Origin of the sequence: Paenibacillus sp. UMB7766-LJ446 (assembly GCF_030226665.1) — a bacterium.
Lineage (GTDB): Bacteria > Bacillota > Bacilli > Paenibacillales > Paenibacillaceae > Paenibacillus > Paenibacillus vandeheii.
Window position 1 is genome coordinate 193,622 of the sequence record NZ_JASOYM010000013.1, and the last position, 23,751, is coordinate 217,372.

Below are 23,751 nucleotides of genomic sequence, written 5' to 3' on the forward strand. Positions count from 1 at the left end.
TCATGGGGCTCAATGAACCAATCCACATATTATTGGTAGATGACCGCCCCGAGAACCTGCTTGCTCTCGAAGCGGTTCTGGAATCGGAACAGTACAAGCTCGTCAAGGCAACCTCCGGGGAAGAGGCACTTCGTTGTTTGCTGAAAGACGAATTTGCGGTCATTGTGCTTGATGTGCAGATGCCTGGGATGGACGGTATTGAGACAGCAAAATTAATCAAGGCGCGTGACAAGTCCAAGGACGTGCCGATCATTTTCATCTCTGCCAATAGCAGAGAGGCAGAGCACTTATTTGCAGGTTATTCCGCGGGGGCCATTGATTATATGGTCAAACCGTTTATTCCTCAGATTTTAAAGTCCAAAATCGAGGGCTTTGTGGAAATGTTTATCACGAATAAACGTTTGAAAACACAGACCATGCTTCTGCACCAGAAGACGCAGGAATTGGAGAAGATGAATCAGCAGCTCATTCAGGCCAAAGAGGAAGCGGAAATCGCTGCAAACGCGAAGACCGAGTTCCTTGCCATGATGAGTCATGAGATTCGCACACCCATGAATGGCGTTATCGGTATGGTTGATCTGTTGATGGACACGGAGCTGAAAGAAGATCAAAAGGAATACGTGGACATTGTACGTCGCAGTGCGGATGCACTTGTTACGGTGATTAACGATATTCTTGATTTTACCAAGATGGAATCCGGAAAAATGGAACTGGAAGAGCATCCGTTTGAACTTGTTTCCTGTATTCGTGAAGTACTGAAACTGTTTGCGGCAGAAGCCGGCAAAAAGAATATTGAGCTGGAATATTTCCTCGAAGATTCGGTACCTCAATTGATCTATGGAGATATGGCAAGGCTGCGTCAGGTTCTGCTGAATTTGATTGCCAATGCCATCAAGTTCACGGACCATGGCGGTGTGTATCTGATCGTATCCGTTAATGAAGAAAAGGACGGGCGAATGACGCTGGAGTTTGCTGTAAAAGATACCGGAATAGGTATAGCTGCAGACAAAGTCGACCGCCTGTTCCAGCCGTTTTCCCAACTGGATACATCCATGACGCGCAAGTATGGAGGAACCGGTCTGGGGTTGGCTATATGCAAAACGCTCGTTGAAATGATGGGTGGACAGATATATCTGGATACGACGGAGATGCGTGGAGCAACGTTTGTATTTACCATTCAGGCGCAGCGGTATGTCGAAACTGAGCTCACGAATGGTATGGGGGAAGATCAGCATACGGATATTAAAAATTATGAAATGCATCCAAGCGTATTAATCGTCGATGATCACCCCATTAATCAGAAACTAATGTCCATCATGCTGAGCAAGCTTGGACTCATCGCAGATATCGCCGAAGATGGCAAGAAGGCGCTGGATATGGTGTTGGCCAATCGCAGCTATGATTATATATTTATGGATTTACAAATGCCCGTGATGGATGGATTGGAGTGTACTCGCCGAATTCGTGAGAGCCTTCCTCAAGACCAGCAGCCGGTTATAGTAGCGATGACCGCCAATGTCATGGATGGTATTCAGCAGCGATGTTCCACTGTAGGTATGGACGATTACATCAGCAAACCTGTGAAAATGGGCAATGTGAAACAGAAGTTGTCCCGATTTCAGGAAGAAAGGCGATTGTTCAAATCCAAAACATCGGCCATAAATCAGGCCAATTGAAATATTTGCTAATTCGATTACTGTTTCATATGTGCTGTAGATGGGTTATTAGGTAAAGAAACCATTGATCAGGAGAGAGATGTCTAATGAATACAAACAAAAATGAAAAATTCAATGCAAGAACAGAAACACTTGATGGCGTGTGCACGGTGTATCTGACTGGCGAACTGGATTTGTCAGTTGCTCCTGAATTCCGTTTGGTGATGGAGCCGCTCGTGGATAACAAGGAACAAGATTTGATTATTAACATGCAGGATCTAAAGTACATCGATAGTACAGGGATTGGTATCCTGTTATCTGTTCTGAAAGCACGGCATGGAATGGAAGCTCGCTTTGAAGTACAGGAAGTTCCTGCGCAAATTCAGAAACTTTTTGATATGACGGGTATTGCCAAATTCTTTGTCCCACAGAAGAATTCCCAATAGGAAAGGATCGAAAAAGGAATGAATGCAGAAGTTCAAAGAGTCACCCTTAATTTACCGGCGACAGCTGATTACGTTGATATTGTAAGACTCAATCTATATGGTGTTGCGTCCAAAATGGGATTTTCTTATGAGGACATTGAGGATATGAAGGTTGCTGTATCCGAGGCCTGTAATAACTCTGTACTGTATGCTTACTCACACGAAGGCGGCATGGTAGAGGTTGTGTTCGAAGTCGATAGTGACACGTTGGCCATTACCGTCAAAGATGAAGGTGCCAGCTTCGAGAACATTAACCCGGCGGTATCCCGCGCAGGCCTTCACGACAAAGAACTGTCTGAAGCCCAAATCGGTGGACTTGGATTTTACCTGATGCAAGCTCTGATGGATGATGTCAGTGTGGAAAGTGAGACGGGCAAAGGTACGAAAGTAGTACTCGTAAAACGTCTTGCAAGAAGTGAGGAGAAAGTATGAATGAAAAAGTGACTCCCCCAGAGTCCATGTCTGAAGCTATAGGTTTGATCTGGGAATACCAGCAGACCCAGGATAACGAAATTGCAACAGTTCTTATCCGCAAATATGAACCGATGGTGAAAATGGCAGCAGGTAAAATTGCGCGGAACCGACCCGATCTGTATGAAGATTTGTATCAGACCGGGCAGATGGCTCTAATTCGTTTGCTTAAGCAATACGATATCAATCTGGGTATTCCGTTTGAACCTTATGCCATGAAGAGCATGATCGGTCATATGAAAAATTATTTAAGGGACAAGTCCTGGTACATTCAGGTGCCCCGCAGAATTAAGGAAAAGGGAGCACTTGTCCAGCATGCTATTGATGAATTGACAGTGAAGCTGGAGCGTTCACCAGGTGTGAACGAGATTGCAGAATACCTGGATTTAACCCCTGAGGAAACCATCGAAGTCTTGGCTGGTCGGGAATGTTACCACTATGTGTCACTGGATTCTCCGCTTTCACAGGATGAGAGTGCAGCCACATTGGGCGAACTGATCAGTTCAGATGTAAATGACTTCGATTCGGTCGAGAAGCGGATGGACTTGCAGCAGGCATTGGGACAGTTAAAGGAACAGGAACAAAAGGTGCTTATTTTGGCATTTCAGGATGGTCAGTCGCAGCGGGCAATTGCTCAGAAACTGGGAGTATCCCAAATGAGTGTATCCCGTATCCAGAAGCGAGCCACTGAGAAATTAAAACAGATTATGTCGAACGCCTCATTATTATGAGATGCAGATCGGTGATGATATTGAGCACGGCATAAAGAAGGACACGTGATTCCAATGGAATGCATACGTGTCCTTTTTTGGGATCAATGATTTCTTAAGAACAGTATGAATGCAGGAGTGGATGTTAGTGATTGTGGATAAAGTCAAACTGGAAGCGCGTCGGGACAAGGCTACCTACTTAGACCATTGGGAATGGTGGGACTGGGTGGCACCGGATGAGGAAAGTATGGCAGAAGCCTTGGAGGAACTAACGAGCGAATTTCCAGAAATGCAGTACTGGCTTCGCAAAATACCGGCGGTAGAGTCCAATTACCTGTCTGTCCGCTTCATGAACGGCACGGAGCCCGTCATATTCGGGTCATTATTATATGCGGTCAAGAATGAAAGAGACGATCAACGTAAAGTTAATCAGATGTTTTTCTATGTGGATCAAGAAAGACTGGTTACCTTGAATGTAGATGACAATACCAGAGGGATTATGAATACAGGTGAACGTGCAGCCATGTTACAACAATGCAATGAAGCCCGGGACGGCATGTTTGTGCTGTTTCGAGCCATCTTGCATTATTACCATGTGGGCATGGATCAATTTGAGATGAACCTGCGTGATTTAGAGCGGACGATGGAATCCCGCAATGCCCGAACGCTGATGGATCAGATTCTTGCTGCCCGGTTTGAGTTGCTGTATTGGAGTAACCTGTTCATCCCGTATTCCGAATTGTTGGCCGCCGCCAGAGAGGCTTATCTGGACGAGCTGAAGGAGAACCGGTTTTTTCAGCAGCTCCAGCACCGGATCGAACGCATGGAGCGTTTGTTCAAACATTATGAGAAAGAGATCGATACACTGATTTCCATTGATAATGCGATTTCAGGGGTGCGTGGCAATGAGATTATGAAGACATTGACCCTCGTTACCTCGGTATTCACGCCCGCAACGGCTGCTGGAGCCATATGGGGAATGAACTTTGAGAATCTGCCTTGGATCGATAAAACCTGGGGGGTTGTACTGGTCCTTGTACTTATCATCATTAGCATGGTCGGCATGTATGTATGGATGATGATGAAAGGCTGGACAGGGGATCTGCTCAAAGTAAAGTCCTCCCAGCCGTCAGGTAAGGAAACAGAGAAACGTGGCATTGGTAAACGAAGGCAATGATTTATGAAGCATCACATGCTTCCTTTATTTTTTATAATCTTCAATGTATCCCAATAAGTCAGCAATGTATTGTCCTACAATCGGCATATTCACGAATTGACTAAGAATAAAGGCGAGCAGACCAAGAACAACAAAGGTCCCTACGGTCAAACCCAAACCACGTGCCATACCGGCTGTAAAATTGGTAATGATGCGTTTTTTGGGACTGCTGTAATTTTCGATAATATCCTTGATTTGAGATTTTTCCAGACTGTCAGCAATTTGATCTAGCCTTGTGTTCAGGCGTTTTACCTCATGACGCAATTCAAAAGGGTGCTCACTGGTATCATACTGTTGTGCGGGTTTTCCTCCGGTAATGGGCGTATTGCCGTTCATTGTGACTTTACTCATGTTCTTCCTCCTTTAATCTCGCGGTGTGGATAAAAAATAGCCAGCTGGAATACAGCTGGCTATTGGGCACTCGATCACAAGCCTTACAGGCTGGTCGAGTTTATTTCTTTACGTGTATCTTCCTTGGCTTCTACAGAAGCAGCAGCCACTTCTTCTGTCGCCTTGGTTGCTTCATTCGCTACATCAGCGGAAGCTTTTCTCACGGAATCCATGACGTCATTACGTCCTTGGTTTACCGTTTTTGCAATATCAGAAGTTTTGGAAGAGACCGTTTTAGCCAGTTCGGAAGCTTTATCACCTACAACTGCTGCAACTTCTTTCGTGCGATCCGTAACGATGCCCACTTTCTCTGAAAGGTCACCACGCAATTCGCGTCCTGGTTTAGGGGCAAAGAGCAGCGCAGCTGCAGCACCCAGCAAACCTCCGATGAAAATACCTTTGGCGAAATTGGAACCGCTTTGTACAGGATATTGCTCTTCTGCTTTATTCATGTCAAATCACTCCTTCTTCAAATTTAAAAAACGGATACGAAACAATGAACACCTTGTTGACCGATCAGGCAGCCTGTCTGAACAGTCTGGACGCAAGCCCCAGCAAGAAGACAAAGAGCGCTGTTCCAATGATGGCAGGAATGACGGCGAAGTTACCGATGACCGGCCCCCAGTTACCAAGCAAAAGTGCTCCTAGCCAGGCGCCGACAAATCCGGCAATCATTGCACCGATGATTCCTCCAGGCATGTTGTGACCGGCAAGTGCATCACCAATTACACCAATAATGACTGCCATCACAATGCTGATAATGATACCCCACATAACAACCGCCTCCTTTATACTTGATGTAGGATGTTGTCTATTCGCGTTTGCTTACTTCGTATATAAACGCTGTGCTTCGAGGTGAAACAATCAACGTGTGGAGAAATGATATGGAAAATATAGGATAATGCAATTCAGAAGGAGCGTTTAATCCCCTGAATCATACAGCAGATCCAAGCCAGTCCGGCAGCAAATCCGGTGAAAACATCGGTTGGATAATGTACGCCAAGCATGATCCGGCTAATACCGATCAGGAATATAAATGCCATTCCGCAAAGGACAGGCAGGGCAACTCCAGACAACCGTTGCTGTCTTTCAATCGCCCAGATGACAAATAACATGCCGTAAAACCCCATCGAGATCATCGCATGACCGCTTGGAAAACTATATCCATGAACGATCAACAGATGTTCCAGCTCAGGTCTGCTGCGTCTGAATATTTCCTTCAATAAGGTGTTCAGAATCCACATCATGGCAAAACTGCTGAGTAACGCATATCCATATATGAGGAAACGGGGACGTCGCTGCAGCAAGAAAAGGATTGAAAAACCGACAGCTGCCATGGCAGAAAGGTTAAAAGAACCGAGCGCAGTAATGAAAGAAATGAAAGGCAGTAGATAAATACGTGATTCGGAGTTCAGATAGACCAGCTGCTGGATACGGTCATCCAATGAAAGGATAGCATCGTTACCAAGCAACGCTCCCAGAGCCGCCAGCAAGAAGACGACCGAAACGCTGGCTATCATTCCAAAACCAGCCCACTTGAGCAGTGGACGTAATGAATTTTTGCGATTTAACCCGGATGAGGATGAATGCGTTTTGCGCTGCATAAATGAGTGTCTCCTTCAGTGATGGTAGTAGGTGGATAAAGATTGATAAAGGATTACCCGAAATGTCTGTCGAAAAAACTGTAAAAACGTCGCTTTTGTACTATACTATTTAAGATATCCCATGCGGCGTCGTGACGCAAAGCAGAGATGAATTTGGGAGTATAAAGGAGAGAACTCGCATGGAGAGTGCCCTGTTAATTAAAGAATACCGTGCAGGCGTTATGGAATGCGCCCATTACGGACACATAAGTATTACGGATGAGAACGGCAAGATTGTATATTCAGCTGGCGATCCTCATTTTAGAGCGTTTACCCGTTCATCTGCCAAACCTTTTCAGGCCATTCCGGGGATTCGGGCCGGTATTGCCGGGCATTATGGTCTGACAGCTCAGGAGATTGCCATCATGTCTTCCTCGCACCGATCGGAACCGATTCATATTCAGGTGCTGGAGCAGTTGGAAAGCAAAATAGGATTGGGAGAAGAATGCCTCATATGTGCACCAAGTTATCCCCTGAATGAAGAAAGCCGGAATCAATGGCTGCGTGCTCAAGGAGAAAAGCGTCGTATCCTCCACAACTGTTCCGGTAAACATCTGGGCATTCTCGCATACACTCAGATGATACAGGCTGACTTGGGTAGTTATGCAGAGCCAGAACATCCAGTACAGCGTGAAATTCTGGAGACCATGGCCTACATGGCGGGTATTGAAGAGAAAGAGATTAAACTTGGGACGGATGGCTGCGGCTTTCCGGTATTTTCATTGCCGTTATCGGCATTGTCGAACGCATACTTGAAGCTGGCTTGCCCGGATCTGATTGAAGATCCATCTACACGCTCTGCGGTAGAGAGCATCACTGGAGCCATGAACGAATATCCGCTAATGGTAGGAGGAACCGGACGCGTGGACTCCGTGCTGCTTGAAGACAGCAACATTGTAGCCAAGGGCGGCTTCAAGGGTGTGTTTGGTTTTGCTCTGAAAAAGGAACGCCTTGGAATCACGTTCAAAGTGCTTGACGGTTCGGAAGAAGAATGGGCCTGGATTGCACAATCCATCTTGGAGCAGATTGGATATAGCAATCGAAAAACCATCGAACGACTGGCAGAGGTATATCCACCTGATATTCGGAACGACGCGGGTAAAGTCGTGGGGCGGGCAGACAGCGAATTCAAGCTATACTCACCTGAAGAAAGCGTATAACCTTAAGCAAGGGGCGTGATTAGAATTTCCGGGCCACGGGTAAAGATGACATACCAACTGGTATTGATCTATAGAATTCTAAATATACACGCATGAACTGCTGCGAAGATGTGGCAGCTCTAAACCTTTGGAGGTGGATGAATATGATTAAAGTAGTGACATCGGAAGAAAGGCACACGTCGGATCGAGGTTGGATACACAGTGAATTCAGCTTTTCCTTTGCGGACTATGATGATCCAAGCAATGCCCACTTTGGTTGTCTTCTGGCTCATAATGACAACACACTGATGCCGCAGGAAGGCTTTAAGAGACATCCACATCATGACTTGGAGATTGTTAGTTATGTGATATCAGGTACGTTGAAACATACGGACAGTATGGGAACGGAGCAATTGCTGGAACCGGGAACAGTTCAGGTCATGAGTGCGGGGACCGGGGTCGAGCATTCGGAGACTAACCCCTCTGAGGATGAACCTGTACGCTTTTTACAAATGTGGTTTTTGCCATCCCAGCGCATGCTCAAACCCTCGTATACCAATCGTCGACTGGAGGCTCAGGAGCAACTGAACCGTCTTTGTCCGATTGTATCGGGACAAGGGGGAGAGGCAGCCGAGGGAGCATTACCTATTTCACAGGATGTAACTTGCTATCTATCCCATCTGGAATCCGGCAAAAAATTAATGTACCCTCAACATGAAGACAGGCGTACACATCTCTTCCTGATTAGTGGTCATATCGAGATTGTATGTTCAGATGGTAACTTCAATCTCAAGCCGGGTGATGCTGCACGGATCCGTAAGAGCTGTGATCTGCAAATTACAGGTACAGGCAGCGAGACTGCTGAATTTGTACTGGTGGACTTGCCTTGAGGAAAAGGGTGTAACTTAAACCGATGGAATAGGGTTTAAAACATGAAGCAGACTGTCCGGCAAGGACAGTCTTGGAATATAACAACCGCAAGAGGACCTGATTCCACTGTGACGTGGAAGGCAGGTCCTCTTTGTACGGGTTGATGATTTACCTTCATAGCTCATAAAAAGAGCCGCTCAAAGTTCCATGAACAATGTCGCCTAGGATTTACGAAGGTTACCCAGTTCGGAAGCAACAGCTTCCACTTCAGAAATACTGAGATGTTCCTTGCCCAGGACCATCTCATACAGGTCAAACAGATCTTCATACTTGTCGAGTGGGAAAGCCGAAGCCTGCATGGCAGCTCCACTGGCCATCCGCAGCTTCGTTTTGATCGCTTCAATCATATATTCCATGTTGGCTGCGCTTGCTTGCGTTAAATCCATCGTTATGTCCATCCCTTCCATATCGGAAACTGTTGTCATTGTATCATGTTTGGACAGGCACAGGCCAATGCTTTTGCGGCGTAACGAAGCATCGGGTAAAATGAGGAATACAACAATAGAGCTTCAGGTAGGGAGTACATATGTAAAGGAGGGGAAAGAGATTGACTGTGTACAAGCGGGAATTGGTTCGCCATCAAAGCAGGGAAGCCCGCAAAAATGTGCAGGGAGAAGATTTGGTATTATTTTTCAAGCACATCTACCAACTTCATTCACCCGATGAAATTACCTTTGTCTGTATCGGGACGGACCGTTCTACCGGGGATGCACTGGGCCCGCTGACAGGGAGCCTGCTGCAGGAGTACGGAGTGAACCACGTGATCGGGACACTGGCTTCACCCTGCGATGCCGATACGCTGGAGAAGAGGCTGGCGCTTGTCCCGTCCCATCATGCCATCATCGCCATTGATGCTTGTCTGGGTCCAAAACAGGCAGAAGGTACATACTATCTCGCGGAACATGCACTTATTCCGGCCCGATCGGTTGGCGGCAAGCTGCCGCCGGTTGGTCATTACAGCGTGGCTGCTGTGGTGAATGCGAATGGACCGAGACCTTATTCCATTCTTCAGATGACCTCGCTGCATTTCGTTATGGGTATGTCCCGAACGATTGCTGAGGCGGTATCCGAAGCAGTAAAATACAGACAAACGTTTCATAAATGAGTTGCAGGCTTAATAATATACAACTTGAATGAATTTAATTTGCGCAGAGAGAGGGATTTATATGGAAAAAGTGATGTGTGACGGAACGACGATTTGTTATGCCGAACAGGGTAAGGGAGAAGCACTCATTTTGCTCCATGGATACTGCGGAAGTTCATCCTATTGGGATGAAGTTGTGCCTGAGCTTGCACGCAGCTATCGTTGCATCGTGCCCGATCTGCGTGGACATGGCAAAACGGACGCACCTGTAGGTAGCTATACCATCGATCAGATGGGCAATGACGTATTGCAATTAATGGACGAGCTCAAGGTGGATAAGGCTGTCTTGCTCGGTCACTCTATGGGTGGATATATCGCACTCTCCATCGCACAGCGCCACCCGGAACGATTGAATGCCTTCGGCTTGATTCATTCCACAGCGTATCCGGATAGTGAAGAGGGCAAGGAAAAACGCCTTCGTGCAGTATCCACCATTCAGACGGAAGGCATGGTTCACTTTGTGGATGGGCTGGTTCCCGGTTTGTTTGCACCAGAACATGTGGAATCGCTATCAGCGCAAGTGACACGTGTGAAAGAAATCGGTTACCAGACGGCGCCGCAAGGGGCAACTGGAGCTGCTCTGGCTATGCGGGAACGGCCGGACCGCCGTGATGTATTATCCGCTACACCACTTCCTGTCCTGCTGGTTGCCGGAGAGAAGGACTCCGTCATTCCGCCGGAACGTACATTTACAAGTGACAAGCCACATATCACGCAAGCTGTGATTCCTGGAGCAGGACATATGAGCATGTATGAAGCTCCGGAAGAATTAATTCAGGTCATTAAACAATTTTTGACGGGATTATCGAAGTAATTTACTGGAACATGAATAGTACCAGATGATTTCGCCTTCTTTGCGAAGTGTCTGGGCCTTGCTAAACCCCTGCAACGTTCGCTCAAGAACGGCAGGGGTTTTATTTGTTCAGGTCAGAGCATGGGGGGGGCATTCACCATGTTTTGGCTTTTTGTCATGGCATGAATTAAAATGATGAGAATGGATCATGTAAGTGAAACTGGAATGTACACGATCGAACGATGAGGGGGCATATAGCATGTTCAGGAAAGATTATCTGCTCCGTATGATGGAGGAAATGACAGAAGCGATCGGCAAGGTATTCACTCTCAAACAACAGCGAAAACACACGGAGGCTCTGTCCGAGTTGGACGAGCTGCTACGCAGGCAGTTTGGCTTGAATTTATCGTTGCTGAACTCACTGCCTGCCGAGGATGTCATTGAAATGTTCCGTTTTCGCGGCGTCATTGAAGTGGACAATCTGCAGCAAGCCGCCAGGCTGATCGAAGAAGAGGCGTACATTTATAATGAAAAGGCTAAAGTAGAGGGCATAGATGACCATGAAAAAATGGAGTCAGAGGATGAAGCACTTATTCGTCTGATGAGATCACTTCATTTTTACCTGTATGCACTGAATCATGGGGCTAATCCGAAGCTGCTGGATGCACCAGATCGTGTAGAGGGAATATTGGAGCAAACGAAAGCATACGAACTTCCGGCACGAACGGAAAAGCAGCTTGCCCTGTATCGTGAACAACAGGGGCGTTATGATCAGGCAGAGAATAGCTGGTACAGACTGTTGCAGGTAGACGACAGTCATCCCATTCATTATCGGGGTGAGGTGCAGGCTTTCTATGAAAGGTTAAGACAACTGGAAGATGAGCAACTGCAGCAAGGGGGCTTGCCTCGTGAGGAAGTGGAAGAGGGGCTTGCCGAGCTAAATCGTTAAACCCCATGAATACGCACCTTAACTTGGAGAGGGAACGGAATTGTGGTATGGTAACGGTTGACCAAACCAAACCGAAAGTGAGATGTACCCCCGTGGATTCATTGCGAAAGCTTATACAAGACATCTTTGAACAGAATTCGCTGATTACAGCGACCTGGAGCCAGCTGCGCAGACGGGACAATGTCTCGTATACCAAAGTGCAAGTCAAGCCGGTAACGCTCAAGAATCAGTTGCATTATCAATTCGCATTTCATTATACCAACAAAGTGCTGCACGAGAATTTGAATCCGGCTGAAGCGGCAGAACGCATGACTTTGTTATGCGAGGAGACGTTTCGTCAAGGACTGCTCTGTACAGCAGACGCAGATTATCAAATTTTGATCAGCAAAAAATATAAAGTGTCCATCTTGACCAAGTCTGCTTCCAAGACTGCGGTGGACCTCTCGCATAATCGTAAAAAACAATATGTGCTGGAAGATGGAGTTCCCGTCTCTTTCCTGGTCGAGCTGGGGATTATGAGCGAGGAAGGCCGAGTTTTGGCTCGCAAGTACGATAAGTTTAGACAGATCAACCGTTTCCTCGAGATGGTACAGGATGTCATCCCGCATTTGCCAGAGGGCCGTCCACTTACGATTGTTGATTTTGGGTGCGGGAAGTCTTATCTGACCTTTGCTTTATATCACTATTTGTCTGTACAGCAGCGCAGATCGCTAAAGATCATTGGTTTGGACTTAAAAGCCGATGTTATTGAACACTGCAATGATCTGGCAAACAAATTGCATTACGGTGACCTGAAGTTCCTTGTGGGAGACATCGCCGACTATGATGAGCTGAATGAAGTGGATATGGTCGTGACGCTGCATGCCTGCGATACAGCAACCGATGCTGCTTTGGAGAAAGCCGTTCGTTGGGGGGCTTCCGTCATTCTGTCTGTACCGTGCTGTCAGCACGAGCTGTTTGACCAGATTGAATCCAGCGTGATGAATCCGTTGTTGTCACACGGTATTTTGAAGGAACGTTTCTCCGCATTGGCAACGGACGCCATCCGGGCGAAGCTGCTGGATCTGATGGGATACAAAACGCAGCTGCTGGAATTTATCGATATGGAGCATACGCCAAAAAACATATTAATCCGTGCAGTACGCGGTCAGGCTGGGCAGACAATGGAAATGTGGAATGAATATACCGCATTTCGTGACTTCATTCAGGCAGATCCTTATTTGGAGCGGGCTTGTGCGGACTTACTTCCAGGTGGAGGCAAGTTGAAAGAAGCTGTTCCGAACGATGGAGCAGATTTGAGCCAAGAGAATTCAAATGGGGAATTCATTAAAGATGTCACCCAAGATCCTAGCCGCTGTGATCACTGTTGAATCGTTGATGCAGATCGTCTGCCATCGTCCTTGACGGGACATACTGGTAAGAGGGTCCCGTGAAAACAACATAAGGTGCCAGAGGCATGTAATTAGGCAGAAGACCCTAACGGGAGCTTCTGCCTTTTTTTGTTTTTTAGTTGGAATTTGGATGAATACGATGACGTGAGAAAGGAGGTAGACGCATGGAGGAAGTAAAATCGGATAAAAAGGTTAAGTGGAGTAAGTCAGATAATTGGGGCAGCTTGGACAAGGTGGAAAAGTTGGACCGAGCAAATCAGGGGATGATGTTTTCCCGATTATCAGAGCCAGCATTAACGGTAGTGCTTGGTTTAATCCTGGTGGTTTTACTGTTGGCAGGATGTCTACGCAGGGGATTGTTTTATTTTACGGACGTATACCCGTTGGTGCTGATGGCATCAGGCAGTGCGCTTATTTGGTTGATCCTGTTCATGATGTGCTTCAATGCACCGAAGACAAATGGGAAACTAGGGATTTCTCAGTGGTTGAATTACTTCAAACGATTGTATGTGGCCCTTATGCAGTACGCTCATCTCCGCTGGATGTTTTGGCCCTTGGCTCTTGCAATTTGGTTTGGCCTGCATGCTTGGATAGGCTCTGTCAGCGTACAGGGAAGCTTGGATGAGATGCTGCGCTGGAGCCTGCTGGCGATATTTGCGTTGCTAACAGCGATGCTGGCCTCGCGCGCGAACGGAGCGCGATGGTTTGCCTGCGGCTGGCAAATGGCAGGCGGCCTGTTTGTGTTAAGCGGCGTGCTTGCCGCGTGCGGTGTGCTGCCGCTGCCTTATGGGGTCATGCGAACCGCTGACCCCGAGATCAGCTCCGCCGGAGCCCGGCTCGGCGGATTGCTGCAGTACCCCAATGCGTACGGCGCCGTTGCCGGCATGTACGCACTGGAGCGGCTGGCTGCCGCCGCGCGAGCTATAGCCCGGCCATTGTCGGCCGGGCGGCTCATCGCGGCAGTGCTGCCGCTCATGCCCGCGCAAGCCGCGCTCCTGCTGAGCGAGTCGCGCGGCGCCTGGCTGGCGACCGGCAGCGCCGCGGTCGCCGCCTTCGCTTTGCAGCGGCGCGGTGCCCGCCTGCCGCTGCTGCTGGCCACGGCCGCGCCACTGGCGTGCGCGGCCTGGCTCTACCGCCAGCTGGCTGCTGCCCAGCTGGCGCCTGCACCCGTGCCCGGCCTGCTGGCACTGGCCGGGGCATGGGCAGCTGCGCTGCTCGGCACGCTGCTGCTGTGCCGTTTGTGGCACAGCGGCGCTCGTGCACGCGCCGCTGCCCTCACGGCCACGGGGCTGGCTGGGATTACCGCCGCAGCCCTGGCCGTGTCCTCCACCGCCGACCGCATGGCGGCTGGTGTCGGCACAGGGCTGTCCCGCCTTCAGATGTGGCGGGACGCCCTGAAGCTCTGGACCGAGGCCCCATGGATGGGCCACGGGGGAGAGACATGGCGCAGCATGTTTCGCGCCATCCAATCCTCGCCTTATGTTGGAGGCGAGGTCCATAACGGCATCCTTGATCTTGCCCTCGATGCAGGCATAATCGGGCTGTTGCTCATCGCTGGCTGGTTCTTTTCCACCCTGCGAACCATGTGGAGGCAGGCTCCTCGGCTGCTGCCTTCGGTTATTGTTTTTGGCCTCCATGGTGCAGTGGACTTTGACTGGAGCTTTACCTTCCTCTGGATGATGTTCATTTGGCTGGGGGGCTGGGCCCTTTCGTCGCAAACTCTACAGGAGGCCGCAGCTTACAAAAAACGCCCCCGCTTTTTCCATCAGTTGATTCCGTGGCCTCAACTGATACTAGCAGGACTGTTCGTCATATTTTGGCTTGGTGGGACAGCCTGGTTTGCTGGACATCAATTGGCGGCAGATCAACACTACCGTCTAGCAATTTCCAATGATGCAGGAAGTGCTGAACGCAAGACGCTGCTTACTGCGGCGTACAAGTTTAACCCCTACAGGCCGGATATCGCCATCTCCCTGTCTCGTACGCTTCCTGCGAAAAAGGCTGAATTAATGTTAGTGCAGAGCCTGTCCTATTCACCAGTTTACCCCCAACTCTACGGAGAGCTGGGGCAGTTGGCTGCTCGATCGGGTAGAGGAGAGTCAGCCGGGAACTATTTTGAACAAGCCATAGCCCTCAATCGTTTTGACGCCTCCAGCCAGTCCCTGGCTTTATATTGGATGGAACAGGCATCACGGAGGGAGCTGGCGGCAGGCTATGCTGAGCGAGGAAGGCAGACCGCTTCTGCCGGAGTAAGGTTATACGAAAAGTATAGACAGCTGGCTGAAGAAGTGGCGGCAGGGAAGGCGAGAAATGATCGGCGCTTTGGGCTTAATGAAGTCGCATTACGTTATGGGGATAATCTGCGTATCCTTGCTTTTAATCCACTTGCTTCAGAGGTGAGCAGAAAGTATCCCTGAACAACTAACCTCACGCAACGTCGATGTTGAACTAAATCCATGAAAACGAATGATTCAACATGTAATGGGATAAACAAATCACATTTCCACCGAGAGTAGTGGTTTTACGCTTGATTCAGGTTCAATTCAGGTCCTATTCAAATTCAACATCAAGCCCTATGTCACACATAAACTGTTTGGTTACCTGTCCATTACTCCGAATCTACAGGCGATATCCGCCAAACGCTTCCTTGAAGGCACCTTGCAGCGGTTCTACCTCCAGACCCCATAGAGTCGCAATCTCAACGCTGACATCTGCGTTCCACCATTCGCATAATTTTTTGCGATTATCCCGGTTTTCACCGATCCAGAGCAGATTGGCGATGACTTTCCCATAATACAATTCTTCTGCCTGCTTCATCCGTTCTGGGGAGATGTATACCTTTAGCTTTTTGGCTGTTCGATACAGCTCTTTGCTGCATGCCCTTCGGATCCCTCGGGCAGAAGGCAGTTTCTGGCCTGGGGTGCTATGTTTTACCGGGGGAGTACCGGGTGCTGATTTGGGTGACATCTTCTCACGCTCCTCTCCCGATACCATATGCAAACGGCCGCCTGCGGGACACTATCCTAAACGGGTGAAGTAGCAACAGCTACAGGCCTGTGATAAAATAGGGACGAACATCCATGGTGCGAAGGGCACTGCCAATCAGGATGAAGAAAGAGGGTCGAGATGGACGTTATTCATAACATTGTCAATCAATTATTTGATTGGATCCAAAGCCTTGGATACTTTGGAATTATGCTTGGACTAATGCTTGAAGTTATTCCGAGTGAAATTGTACTGGCATATGGAGGTTTTCTCGTTTCACAAGGCCATATTAATTTTTTCGGTGCAATGATTTTTGGTACCGTGGGCGGTGTCATAGCCCAGCTATTTATTTACTGGATTGGCCGTTATGGTGGAAGACCTGTACTTGAACGCTACGGAAAATACATACTGATCCAGAAAAAGCACATCGACCATTCCGAAGAGTGGTTCCGCAAGTATGGGACAGGTGTCATTTTCACAGCGCGTTTTGTTCCGGTCGTAAGACATGCCATATCGATTCCTGCTGGTATATCCAAAATGCATACGGGTCGATTTATTTTGCTGACAACCCTCGCTGTTATACCTTGGTCTGCATTGTTTATATATTTAGGGATGATACTTGGAGATCAATGGCAACATATCAACGAAAAGGCGGCACCTTATATTATGCCGATTCTGCTCGTTGCTCTGGCACTTATGATTATTTATGTACTTATTAAATGGATGAATGTTCGTAAAAAGAAGGGAAGTGTCTAGTTATGGGAAAACCAAACTTGTCTCACAAATTCGGTAAAGGTCTGCCGCCGAAAGAATTCATTGAGAGCATGACGAAGAACCAAAGTGTGTTTCAGGCAAACTATGACAGCTTTGTATGGCCGAACGAGGATGATCGTGAATTTTTCGAAAGCCTGAATCACCGCGATGATTTGCGTGTGTTAATTTTGGCTGCTGACTGGTGTGGCGATGTGGTACGCAATATTCCGGTCGTGTTCCAGGCGTTGGAAATCTCGGGCATTCCGACAGAAGTTCTTATTATGGAAAATCATCCTGAAGTGATGGATGAGTTTCTTACGATGGGCGGACGCTCTGTACCTGTTGTTATTTTTGCAGATACAGGCGGACATGTGCTGGGCCAATGGGGGCCTCGTCCGCAACATGTGCAAGAGGTTATGATTGAATTCAAACGTCTCAATCCGGACCGTGAAGCGGCAGATTATCAGGATAATTTGGCTGTTGCGCGTCAAGAGATCGGGAAACGTTATGGGGAAGGAACGGAGTCAAATGCAGCCATTATTCGTGAGCTGCGTGAACTGATTTCGGGTTACTGAGCCGATATGCTTAACATTCGTACATTTTCATTGGGACCGCTCCAGACCAATGCGTATCTGTTGCAGGGTGATGATCCTGATAAAGCTGTAATTATTGACCCCGGAATGAATCCGGGACCGTTGCTCAAAGCCATTCAGGACCTGGAGATTGAAGCGATCCTGCTGACTCACGCGCATTTTGATCATATGGGCGGCGTGGATGAAATTCGCAAATTGAAAGGCTGTCCTGTTTATTTGCATGACTTAGAGAGTGACTGGCTCACGACGCCGAAGTTGAATGGTTCTTTGAACTGGCCTCAGGCTACCCCACCGCTTTCGACAGAACCAGCTGAATATGCCATGGACGAAGGGCAGACTCTGAATTTTATTGGTCATACGTTCAAAGTGTATCATACACCGGGACATTCACCAGGCAGTGTAAGTCTGTTATGTGGTGATGACCTGTTTGCAGGTGATGTTCTGTTCCGTATGGGTGTAGGCAGAACGGATCTTACTGGAGGCCGTGAACGGGATTTGATTGATTCGATCCAGAACAAGTTGTACACCTTTGTGGATGAGGTCAAAGTATATCCAGGTCATGGTCCCAAAACGACCATCGGTTATGAAAAGAAGAACAATCCATACGTCTCTGCCAGATGATCCGACAATTTATGTGAAGAATGTCTGGACAAGTGACAACTTTTTCATTAGAATAGCAATTAGTTGTTACAAGCGTTAAAGCACCATCTAACTGAGGCAATAAAAAGAAACACCCTAACTTGCGAAGCACGCAGACTGTGGTCTATACCCGGTTTGCGTTCTTTTTTTGTTTTCAGCCTCTTTTATATCCAAGATACATCCCGTTTAACCCTACATACAGATCAGTGACAAGTTTCTACAGAAGATTGTTCTTTTCCATTTAGCAAGTCGAATCATAATAAAGCTTGAGCTCTAATAATAGTCAGAAGAATCATGGAATAATAGCTAAGGAGAGCGAGGAAATAGAAGTGGAGAAAAACCGAGTTATCCAGTTGGGACAACGTCCCGAGCATCTGATCATTGAAGAAAACCTTCGAGCAATGGAGAATGGCAAAATAGAATCAATTCCCCAGCGTCCTCAACTACATAGCTACATCAGTAATGAGATGAATCAAATCAAGGATCAACAGCAAAATATATGGAGAAGTCGTTTATTAAGCAGCGGTGCCCACAACCAACCGTGGTTCGACAAACTGCAAGATTACCGAAATGAAGTCTGATTGCCCGGGAAATTGTCGGCTTCAGATTTTTTTTTTGGATTGAATTGAACGTTTCTGCAGAGCCTGTCGTAATAACATAAGACTTAGCGGAGAGCAGGTGACAATCCAGATGCAGGCAGCCGAACTGGAAGAAGTACAGAGGGCAATACAGGGAGATGACAGTGCACTGGCAGAACTGCTCCAGCGTCACTACGCTTTTGTGTATAAGTATCTTGTCAAAGTAACGATGGACCCTAACGTTGCGGAGGAGACGGTGCAGGATACCATGATTCGATGTATGGAAAATATTCAGAGGTACGATGGTTCGTCTGCCTTTTCGTCATGGATGATTACGATTGCGACCCGGATATATATTGACAAGACAAGGCGCAGGCGAAGAGAGCAGATATGGCTGGAGGCCGTTCGTAACCAAGCTGTAAGAAAGTTGCGATGGCAATTCGAGAGTCGGAATGAAGAATGGACGGATGTCATGGATGCCATGACAAGGTTAACGCCTGAGCATCGCATAGCCGTTCTTTTGAAACATTATTATGGCTATGGATATGATGAGATTGGTGAAATGCTGGGTATTCCATCCGGAACGGCGAAGTCCCGTACAGCCTATGGTCTTCGCCAATTGAGAAAGGAGCTGGGATGAGCATGAGCAGATCTGAAGAACAGGATGAACAAGAAATTCTGGCACGGATGCAACAACAGATGAAAGTGCTTGATGATGCTTATGAGCCTGTAAACATCCCTTCATTAGCCTCACTTGAAGCCCAAGTTAAGGAACGAAGGCAGCTAAGAAGGCGAGCCAATCGGGTCGAATTGATTTTGTTCTGGATTGTGGGACTGTTCATTGTCGCCTTTGGTGCATTATTGTTACATTCGGCTCCGGCGCTATATTTGGGTATTCAGGTTGCTAGCTTGGTCGCAGCGATTGCCGTGGCAGCCATCTGGTCAGGGCGACGCCGGAAGGAGACGACTCATCATGAATGATTTTCATTATTCATTAGAAGAGATTCCGCTCGTATGGCTTATTCTACTTGCCATTGTACTGCTTGTTCAGGGAACATGGATCTTTCGGGATGCACGCAGGCGTGGCCGCTTTCCCTGGTTATGGGGATTGTGGGGAATTACCAGTTTCCCGATGCCTTTGATCATATACTGGTTTGTTGCTGTTCGAGCAAACCGCAGGCCCCCTAAGCAAACATCGAAAAAATAATAACATTATGCAACTAAAAAAAAGATTTTGCACAAATGTTTTGTTTAATTCTAGTAATCGTAGACAGCGCTATTCTTTTCTAGTAGACTATACAAATAATAAAAAGATAGACTACCAGGAGGTTAGACGATGCTGCGATTAGGAGAGAAGGTTGTCATCGTCGCGGATGCGTTTGAGCAGAATCTTCCTGTGGGGGAATATGGTTTCATCATCGCTTATGACCGGAATCCGGACAATGCGTTCGATTACGTTCTTCGAGTGCCGCAGGTAAATCGGAACTTTTTTGTTCCATCCGGCGACGTCGATCTGGAAGAGGTTCTGCTGAAGCAAGAAGCTGAGCGGGTCGAGCGGGAAGCGTTGATAGATTACGCCCTTGCGACACACAATGAGAAACTGTTTCATCATCTGATGAACGGAGACTTTCAAGCTGTGGAAGAGGAAGAGGAAACCGCGAACGATGTTATGTCACAGGCGGATTTTATAAAGCAGGTTAATCTGCGTGCATGGATTTAGAATTTGAAGAGTCGGCTGATGCCGGCTCTTTTTTGATTAGATTTAGAACGGTTGAACTTTGAAGCGCGTGTAATCTTGATATTGCATGTGGTAATTTTGCTAAATGGGTTTTGAAATATGCATTACAGGAGGACTCCACCGTTGTGGGGTTATTTTGCATATTCGGTAACTCGAGTCGTATGCATTGAATTGTCGAACTATCTCACCTATAATGAAAAAAGTTATCTTGGGACTTTAGCCCGTTAAACGAACGATTCGTTTGCGGCGGTTTCAGGAATCAGAACGAAATGAAGGAGGCATCCGGAAATGAGTATTTCGAATAATGACGTTCAGCATGTAGCCAAGCTGGCCCGGCTTAATTTGACTGCTGAAGAAGAGCAGACCCTGACAGGGCAGCTGAACGCGATTTTAAAATATGCTGAGAAGCTGAATGAGCTGGACACTGATGACATTGAACCTACCACTCACGTGCTGCACGTCAGCAATGTGATGCGTGATGATGAGACGAAGGAAAGTTTGTCAATTGAACAGGTGATGCGCAATGCACCGGAAGAAGAAGACGGGCAGTTCAAAGTGCCTGCTGTAATGGAATAACGGATAACCGGAAGGAGGACGAATTACGTGAGTTTATTTGAACAATCGTTGCCGGAGATACATAACAAGCTGCACGCCAAGGAGCTGTCGGTAAGCGATCTGGTGGATCAGGCATATCAGAACATTGGTGCACGTGAAGAGAAAGTTAAGGCTTATCTGGCACTGGATGAAGAACAAGCGCGTGCTCGTGCACGTCAACTGGATGATCGACTCGTCAGTGGCGAGGAGAAAGGGTTGCTTTTCGGTCTGCCCGTCGGCATTAAGGATAACATCGTGACAAATGGACTTCGCACAACATGCGGCAGCCAGTTTTTACGCAACTTCGACCCGGTATATGATGCAACGGTTGTCGAGAAGCTGAAATTGGCGGATACCGTCACGATCGGAAAACTGAACATGGACGAATTTGCCATGGGCGGCTCCAATGAAAATTCAAGCTTTTACCCTGTACGTAACCCATGGGCACTCGATCGTGTTCCAGGTGGTTCCAGCGGTGGATCGGCTGCTGCTGTGGCTGCTGGAGAAGCTTATTTCACATTGGGATCAGACACAGGGGGCTCCATCAGACAGCCTGCTTCCTATTGCGGCGTTGTCGGTTTGAAACCTACCTACGGACTCGTTTCACGTTTTGGTCTGGTTGCATTCGCATCCTCCCTGGACCAGATTGGACCTTTGACGAAAAATGTCGAGGATTCAGCCTATGTGCTGCAAGCCATTGCTGGTTATGACGCCAAAGATTCGACATCTGCGAAAGTGGATATCCCGGATTACTTGAGCGGACTGACAGGGGATGTCAAAGGGCTTCGCATCGCTGTTCCGAAGGAATACATTGGTGAAGGCGTTGATCCGCAAGTAAAAGAGACCGTTCTTTCTGCCTTGAAAGTCCTCGAAGGACTCGGCGCAACATGGGAAGAAGTATCCCTTCCGCATACCGAATATGCGGTGGCTACGTATTATCTTCTCGCTTCCTCGGAAGCTTCTTCGAACCTGGCTCGCTTCGACGGCGTGCGTTATGGTGTTCGTGCAGACAATCCGGAAAACTTGCTGGATCTGTACCACCAGTCCCGCAGTCAAGGTTTTGGTCCCGAAGTAAAACGACGCATCATGCTTGGAACCTATGCGCTCAGCTCGGGTTACTACGATGCGTATTATTTGAAAGCTCAGAAAGTGCGTACGTTGATCAAACAGGACTTCGACGACGTATTTGCCAATTATGATGTCATCATTGGACCAACTGCGCCAACAACGGCATTCAAACTTGGTTCCCAAGTTGATGACCCACTTACCATGTATCTCAATGACATTCTGACCATCCCGGTCAGCTTGGCTGGTGTACCTGCAGTCAGCATCCCTTGCGGATTCTCGGATGGCCTACCTGTCGGCATGCAGATTATCGGTAAAGCCTTTGATGAAACGACCGTACTGCGCGTAGCACATGCGTTTGAACAAAATACGGAATTCCACAAGCAGCGTCCGCAGCTGTAGACTGCCAGGAACGGAGGAATATAGAAATGTCCGCATCTAAATATGAAACGGTCGTTGGACTTGAAGTCCATGTCGAGTTGCATACAAACTCCAAAATCTTTTGCGGCTGCTCCACTGCCTTTGGAGCTCCGCCCAATACACATACTTGTCCGGTTTGTCTCGGACATCCAGGCGTATTGCCTGTATTGAATCGCCAAGCTGTAGATTACGCGATGAAAGCAGCCATGGCCCTTAACTGCACCATTGCTGATGTCAGCAAGTTTGACCGCAAAAACTACTTCTACCCCGATTCTCCGAAAGCTTATCAGATCTCACAATTTGATCAACCAATTGGTGAGAACGGCTGGATCGATATTGAAGTCAACGGTGAAACGAAACGAATCGGCATTACGCGTCTTCATCTGGAAGAAGATGCAGGGAAGCTTACCCACGTTGACGGCGGCTATGCTTCATTGGTCGATTTCAACCGTGTCGGTACCCCGCTGGTGGAGATTGTCTCCGAACCTGAAATTTCTTCCCCGGAAGAAGCGCGTGCATATCTTGAAAAATTACGTGCCATCATGCAGTACTGTGATGTGTCTGATGTGAAGATGGAAGAAGGCTCCCTGCGTTGTGATGCCAACATCAGTTTGCGTCCGCATGGACAGGAGAAGCTGGGCACGAGAGCCGAGCTGAAAAACATGAACTCCTTCCGCGGTGTTCAGCGTGGTCTGGAATATGAACAGTATCGCCAAGCGGAAATTTTGGACGACGGCGGTGAAGTGGTTCAGGAAACTCGTCGCTGGGATGAGGCTCAAGGGAAAACACTGTCGATGCGTGGTAAAGAGCAAGCCCATGACTATCGTTATTTCCCGGACCCTGATTTGGTGAAGCTGCATATCGATGCAGCCTGGAAAGAACGGATCAGAGCTTCCATACCGGAGCTTCCGGACGAGCGTAAAGCCCGTTATACCGCTGACTATGGTCTGCCTAATTATGATGCAGAGGTTATTACGTCATCCAAAGCGGTCGCTGATCTTTTTGAAGACAGTCTGAAATACACCAATGATGCCAAAGCCGTATCCAACTGGATTATGGGCGATTTGCTCGGTTATTTGAATACAAGCAACCTTGAATTGACTCAGGTGCCACTGACTGGCCAAGGTCTGGGTGAGATGATTGGATTGCTTGAAAAAGGTACAATTAACAGTAAGATCGCCAAAACGGTATTCAAGGAAATGTTGGAGAGCGGCAAGCTTCCACAGCAAATCGTTGAAGAAAAAGGTCTGGTCCAGATTAGTGACTCAGGTGCCATTCTCGCCATTGTAGAGCAGGTCGTTGCGAACAACCCGCAGTCCGTGGAAGATTACAAGGCTGGCAAGCAGAAGGCCATTGGTTTCCTCGTTGGTCAAGTCATGAAAGAAAGCAAAGGCAAAGCCAATCCGGGACTGGCCAACCAACTGCTTACAGATGTACTGAACCGCTAATCCATCCGGTGAGGCCGGACAG

29 protein-coding genes are annotated in these 23,751 nt (G+C 47.9%); 23 read left to right on the forward strand and 6 right to left on the reverse strand.

Features of this window, described 5'->3' with window-relative positions:
• The first annotated feature begins 2 nt into the window (after positions 1–2).
• The 5 genes from QP794_RS26610 to QP794_RS26630 all read left to right on the forward strand — a co-directional run bounded on the left by QP794_RS26610 (position 3) and on the right by QP794_RS26630 (position 4,498).
• Positions 3–1,676: a response regulator gene (locus QP794_RS26610; protein ID WP_285079751.1), complete on the forward strand. Its 1,674-nt coding sequence runs from the start codon at positions 3–5 to the stop codon at positions 1,674–1,676.
• A gap of 86 nt (positions 1,677–1,762) precedes the next feature.
• Entirely contained in the window at positions 1,763–2,101 is a 339-nt protein-coding gene (locus QP794_RS26615) for an STAS domain-containing protein (protein ID WP_024631360.1), read from the forward strand.
• 18 nt (positions 2,102–2,119) lie between these two features.
• The gene (gene rsbW / locus QP794_RS26620; protein WP_024631359.1) at positions 2,120–2,572 is read left to right on the forward strand and encodes an anti-sigma B factor RsbW; all 453 of its coding nucleotides are present in this window, start codon (positions 2,120–2,122) and stop codon (positions 2,570–2,572) included.
• On the forward strand, positions 2,569–3,342 hold the full coding sequence (locus tag QP794_RS26625) for a sigma-70 family RNA polymerase sigma factor (RefSeq protein WP_024631358.1): 774 nt from the start codon (positions 2,569–2,571) through the stop codon (positions 3,340–3,342). The genes rsbW and QP794_RS26625 overlap by 4 nt, the downstream gene beginning before the upstream one ends.
• A gap of 127 nt (positions 3,343–3,469) precedes the next feature.
• Positions 3,470–4,498 (forward strand): magnesium transporter CorA family protein, encoded by a 1,029-nt coding sequence (locus QP794_RS26630; protein WP_285079752.1) that lies wholly within the window; start codon positions 3,470–3,472, stop codon positions 4,496–4,498.
• Between the two features lie 24 nt (positions 4,499–4,522).
• Here QP794_RS26630 and QP794_RS26635 read toward each other — a convergent pair whose 3' ends face one another.
• The 4 genes from QP794_RS26635 to QP794_RS26650 all read right to left on the reverse strand — a co-directional run bounded on the left by QP794_RS26635 (position 4,523) and on the right by QP794_RS26650 (position 6,531).
• The gene (locus QP794_RS26635; protein ID WP_024631356.1) at positions 4,523–4,888 is read right to left on the reverse strand and encodes a DUF5665 domain-containing protein; all 366 of its coding nucleotides are present in this window, start codon (positions 4,886–4,888) and stop codon (positions 4,523–4,525) included.
• 83 nt (positions 4,889–4,971) lie between these two features.
• Positions 4,972–5,379 (reverse strand): YtxH domain-containing protein, encoded by a 408-nt coding sequence (locus QP794_RS26640; protein ID WP_024631355.1) that lies wholly within the window; start codon positions 5,377–5,379, stop codon positions 4,972–4,974.
• A gap of 64 nt (positions 5,380–5,443) precedes the next feature.
• Positions 5,444–5,701, reverse strand: a complete 258-nt coding sequence (locus QP794_RS26645; RefSeq protein ID WP_024631354.1) for a GlsB/YeaQ/YmgE family stress response membrane protein — start codon at positions 5,699–5,701, stop codon at positions 5,444–5,446.
• Positions 5,702–5,835: 134 nt separating this feature from the next.
• Positions 5,836–6,531, reverse strand: a complete 696-nt coding sequence (locus QP794_RS26650; RefSeq protein ID WP_285079753.1) for a phosphatase PAP2 family protein — start codon at positions 6,529–6,531, stop codon at positions 5,836–5,838.
• Between the two features lie 179 nt (positions 6,532–6,710).
• Between QP794_RS26650 and QP794_RS26655 the strand changes: the two genes are divergently transcribed.
• Positions 6,711–7,730: an asparaginase gene (locus QP794_RS26655; protein ID WP_285079754.1), complete on the forward strand. Its 1,020-nt coding sequence runs from the start codon at positions 6,711–6,713 to the stop codon at positions 7,728–7,730.
• Between the two features lie 143 nt (positions 7,731–7,873).
• A complete protein-coding gene (locus QP794_RS26660; RefSeq protein WP_285079755.1) occupies positions 7,874–8,599 on the forward strand; it encodes a pirin family protein in 726 nt (241 codons plus the stop codon).
• 201 nt (positions 8,600–8,800) lie between these two features.
• On the opposite strand, the gene QP794_RS26665 is transcribed toward QP794_RS26660, so the two are convergent.
• Entirely contained in the window at positions 8,801–9,025 is a 225-nt protein-coding gene (locus tag QP794_RS26665; RefSeq protein WP_024631350.1) for a DUF1128 domain-containing protein, read from the reverse strand.
• 167 nt (positions 9,026–9,192) lie between these two features.
• On the opposite strand from QP794_RS26665, the gene yyaC reads away from it, so the two are divergent.
• From yyaC to QP794_RS26690, 5 genes are all read left to right on the forward strand, one after another.
• Positions 9,193–9,744, forward strand: coding sequence for a spore protease YyaC (gene yyaC / locus QP794_RS26670; RefSeq protein ID WP_052016667.1), 552 nt, complete (start codon positions 9,193–9,195; stop codon positions 9,742–9,744).
• Positions 9,745–9,805: 61 nt separating this feature from the next.
• Positions 9,806–10,597, forward strand: coding sequence for an alpha/beta fold hydrolase (locus QP794_RS26675; protein WP_285079757.1), 792 nt, complete (start codon positions 9,806–9,808; stop codon positions 10,595–10,597).
• Positions 10,598–10,835: 238 nt separating this feature from the next.
• Complete coding sequence (locus tag QP794_RS26680; protein WP_285079758.1) at positions 10,836–11,525, forward strand: DUF6483 family protein; 690 nt, start codon at positions 10,836–10,838, stop codon at positions 11,523–11,525.
• A 92-nt stretch (positions 11,526–11,617) separates the two neighbouring features.
• The gene (locus QP794_RS26685; RefSeq protein WP_285079783.1) at positions 11,618–12,895 is read left to right on the forward strand and encodes a class I SAM-dependent methyltransferase; all 1,278 of its coding nucleotides are present in this window, start codon (positions 11,618–11,620) and stop codon (positions 12,893–12,895) included.
• Between the two features lie 185 nt (positions 12,896–13,080).
• A complete protein-coding gene (locus tag QP794_RS26690) occupies positions 13,081–15,333 on the forward strand; it encodes an O-antigen ligase family protein (protein WP_285079760.1) in 2,253 nt (750 codons plus the stop codon).
• Positions 15,334–15,535: 202 nt separating this feature from the next.
• Here the strand turns inward: QP794_RS26690 and QP794_RS26695 are convergent, their stop codons facing one another.
• A complete protein-coding gene (locus tag QP794_RS26695) occupies positions 15,536–15,883 on the reverse strand; it encodes a dehydrogenase (RefSeq protein WP_285079762.1) in 348 nt (115 codons plus the stop codon).
• A 159-nt stretch (positions 15,884–16,042) separates the two neighbouring features.
• On the opposite strand from QP794_RS26695, the gene uptA reads away from it, so the two are divergent.
• The 11 genes from uptA to gatB all read left to right on the forward strand — a co-directional run bounded on the left by uptA (position 16,043) and on the right by gatB (position 23,729).
• A complete protein-coding gene (uptA, locus tag QP794_RS26700) occupies positions 16,043–16,657 on the forward strand; it encodes an undecaprenyl phosphate transporter UptA (RefSeq protein WP_024631343.1) in 615 nt (204 codons plus the stop codon).
• 2 nt (positions 16,658–16,659) lie between these two features.
• Positions 16,660–17,229 (forward strand): thioredoxin family protein, encoded by a 570-nt coding sequence (locus QP794_RS26705; RefSeq protein ID WP_285079763.1) that lies wholly within the window; start codon positions 16,660–16,662, stop codon positions 17,227–17,229.
• Positions 17,230–17,235: 6 nt separating this feature from the next.
• Complete coding sequence (locus QP794_RS26710; protein ID WP_285079764.1) at positions 17,236–17,868, forward strand: MBL fold metallo-hydrolase; 633 nt, start codon at positions 17,236–17,238, stop codon at positions 17,866–17,868.
• A 347-nt stretch (positions 17,869–18,215) separates the two neighbouring features.
• The gene (locus QP794_RS26715) at positions 18,216–18,467 is read left to right on the forward strand and encodes a hypothetical protein (protein ID WP_285079765.1); all 252 of its coding nucleotides are present in this window, start codon (positions 18,216–18,218) and stop codon (positions 18,465–18,467) included.
• A gap of 109 nt (positions 18,468–18,576) precedes the next feature.
• The gene (sigY, locus tag QP794_RS26720; protein ID WP_285079766.1) at positions 18,577–19,104 is read left to right on the forward strand and encodes an RNA polymerase sigma factor SigY; all 528 of its coding nucleotides are present in this window, start codon (positions 18,577–18,579) and stop codon (positions 19,102–19,104) included.
• 2 nt (positions 19,105–19,106) lie between these two features.
• Positions 19,107–19,445, forward strand: a complete 339-nt coding sequence (locus QP794_RS26725) for a YxlC family protein (protein WP_285079767.1) — start codon at positions 19,107–19,109, stop codon at positions 19,443–19,445.
• Complete coding sequence (locus QP794_RS26730; RefSeq protein WP_285079768.1) at positions 19,438–19,671, forward strand: hypothetical protein; 234 nt, start codon at positions 19,438–19,440, stop codon at positions 19,669–19,671. Before QP794_RS26725 ends, QP794_RS26730 begins: the two co-directional genes overlap by 8 nt.
• Before the next feature lie 129 nt (positions 19,672–19,800).
• Positions 19,801–20,184 carry a hypothetical protein gene (locus QP794_RS26735; protein WP_024631336.1) on the forward strand — a complete coding sequence of 128 codons (384 nt, stop codon included), beginning with the start codon at positions 19,801–19,803 and terminating at the stop codon, positions 20,182–20,184.
• Between the two features lie 306 nt (positions 20,185–20,490).
• Positions 20,491–20,778, forward strand: a complete 288-nt coding sequence (gene gatC, locus QP794_RS26740) for an Asp-tRNA(Asn)/Glu-tRNA(Gln) amidotransferase subunit GatC (RefSeq protein WP_024631335.1) — start codon at positions 20,491–20,493, stop codon at positions 20,776–20,778.
• Positions 20,779–20,805: 27 nt separating this feature from the next.
• Positions 20,806–22,263, forward strand: a complete 1,458-nt coding sequence (gene gatA, locus QP794_RS26745; protein WP_285079769.1) for an Asp-tRNA(Asn)/Glu-tRNA(Gln) amidotransferase subunit GatA — start codon at positions 20,806–20,808, stop codon at positions 22,261–22,263.
• A 26-nt stretch (positions 22,264–22,289) separates the two neighbouring features.
• A complete protein-coding gene (gene gatB / locus QP794_RS26750; protein ID WP_285079770.1) occupies positions 22,290–23,729 on the forward strand; it encodes an Asp-tRNA(Asn)/Glu-tRNA(Gln) amidotransferase subunit GatB in 1,440 nt (479 codons plus the stop codon).
• The last annotated feature ends 22 nt before the right edge of the window (positions 23,730–23,751 follow it).

Bases quoted from the DNA above. Each gene is read 5' to 3' on its own strand.
- QP794_RS26610 (WP_285079751.1), top strand. From the start codon at position 3: ATGGGGCTCAATGAACCAATCCACATATTATTGGTAGATGACCGCCCC.
- QP794_RS26615 (WP_024631360.1), top strand. From the start codon at position 1,763: ATGAATACAAACAAAAATGAAAAATTCAATGCAAGAACAGAAACACTT.
- rsbW (WP_024631359.1), top strand. From the start codon at position 2,120: ATGAATGCAGAAGTTCAAAGAGTCACCCTTAATTTACCGGCGACAGCT.
- QP794_RS26625 (WP_024631358.1), top strand. From the start codon at position 2,569: ATGAATGAAAAAGTGACTCCCCCAGAGTCCATGTCTGAAGCTATAGGT.
- QP794_RS26635 (WP_024631356.1), bottom strand. From the start codon at position 4,888: ATGAGTAAAGTCACAATGAACGGCAATACGCCCATTACCGGAGGAAAA.
- QP794_RS26640 (WP_024631355.1), bottom strand. From the start codon at position 5,379: ATGAATAAAGCAGAAGAGCAATATCCTGTACAAAGCGGTTCCAATTTC.
- QP794_RS26645 (WP_024631354.1), bottom strand. From the start codon at position 5,701: ATGTGGGGTATCATTATCAGCATTGTGATGGCAGTCATTATTGGTGTA.
- QP794_RS26650 (WP_285079753.1), bottom strand. From the start codon at position 6,531: ATGCAGCGCAAAACGCATTCATCCTCATCCGGGTTAAATCGCAAAAAT.
- QP794_RS26655 (WP_285079754.1), top strand. From the start codon at position 6,711: ATGGAGAGTGCCCTGTTAATTAAAGAATACCGTGCAGGCGTTATGGAA.
- QP794_RS26660 (WP_285079755.1), top strand. From the start codon at position 7,874: ATGATTAAAGTAGTGACATCGGAAGAAAGGCACACGTCGGATCGAGGT.
- QP794_RS26665 (WP_024631350.1), bottom strand. From the start codon at position 9,025: ATGGATTTAACGCAAGCAAGCGCAGCCAACATGGAATATATGATTGAA.
- QP794_RS26675 (WP_285079757.1), top strand. From the start codon at position 9,806: ATGGAAAAAGTGATGTGTGACGGAACGACGATTTGTTATGCCGAACAG.
- QP794_RS26680 (WP_285079758.1), top strand. From the start codon at position 10,836: ATGTTCAGGAAAGATTATCTGCTCCGTATGATGGAGGAAATGACAGAA.
- QP794_RS26690 (WP_285079760.1), top strand. From the start codon at position 13,081: ATGGAGGAAGTAAAATCGGATAAAAAGGTTAAGTGGAGTAAGTCAGAT.
- QP794_RS26695 (WP_285079762.1), bottom strand. From the start codon at position 15,883: ATGTCACCCAAATCAGCACCCGGTACTCCCCCGGTAAAACATAGCACC.
- uptA (WP_024631343.1), top strand. From the start codon at position 16,043: ATGGACGTTATTCATAACATTGTCAATCAATTATTTGATTGGATCCAA.
- QP794_RS26705 (WP_285079763.1), top strand. From the start codon at position 16,660: ATGGGAAAACCAAACTTGTCTCACAAATTCGGTAAAGGTCTGCCGCCG.
- QP794_RS26710 (WP_285079764.1), top strand. From the start codon at position 17,236: ATGCTTAACATTCGTACATTTTCATTGGGACCGCTCCAGACCAATGCG.
- sigY (WP_285079766.1), top strand. From the start codon at position 18,577: ATGCAGGCAGCCGAACTGGAAGAAGTACAGAGGGCAATACAGGGAGAT.
- QP794_RS26725 (WP_285079767.1), top strand. From the start codon at position 19,107: ATGAGCAGATCTGAAGAACAGGATGAACAAGAAATTCTGGCACGGATG.
- QP794_RS26730 (WP_285079768.1), top strand. From the start codon at position 19,438: ATGAATGATTTTCATTATTCATTAGAAGAGATTCCGCTCGTATGGCTT.
- QP794_RS26735 (WP_024631336.1), top strand. From the start codon at position 19,801: ATGCTGCGATTAGGAGAGAAGGTTGTCATCGTCGCGGATGCGTTTGAG.
- gatC (WP_024631335.1), top strand. From the start codon at position 20,491: ATGAGTATTTCGAATAATGACGTTCAGCATGTAGCCAAGCTGGCCCGG.
- gatB (WP_285079770.1), top strand. From the start codon at position 22,290: ATGTCCGCATCTAAATATGAAACGGTCGTTGGACTTGAAGTCCATGTC.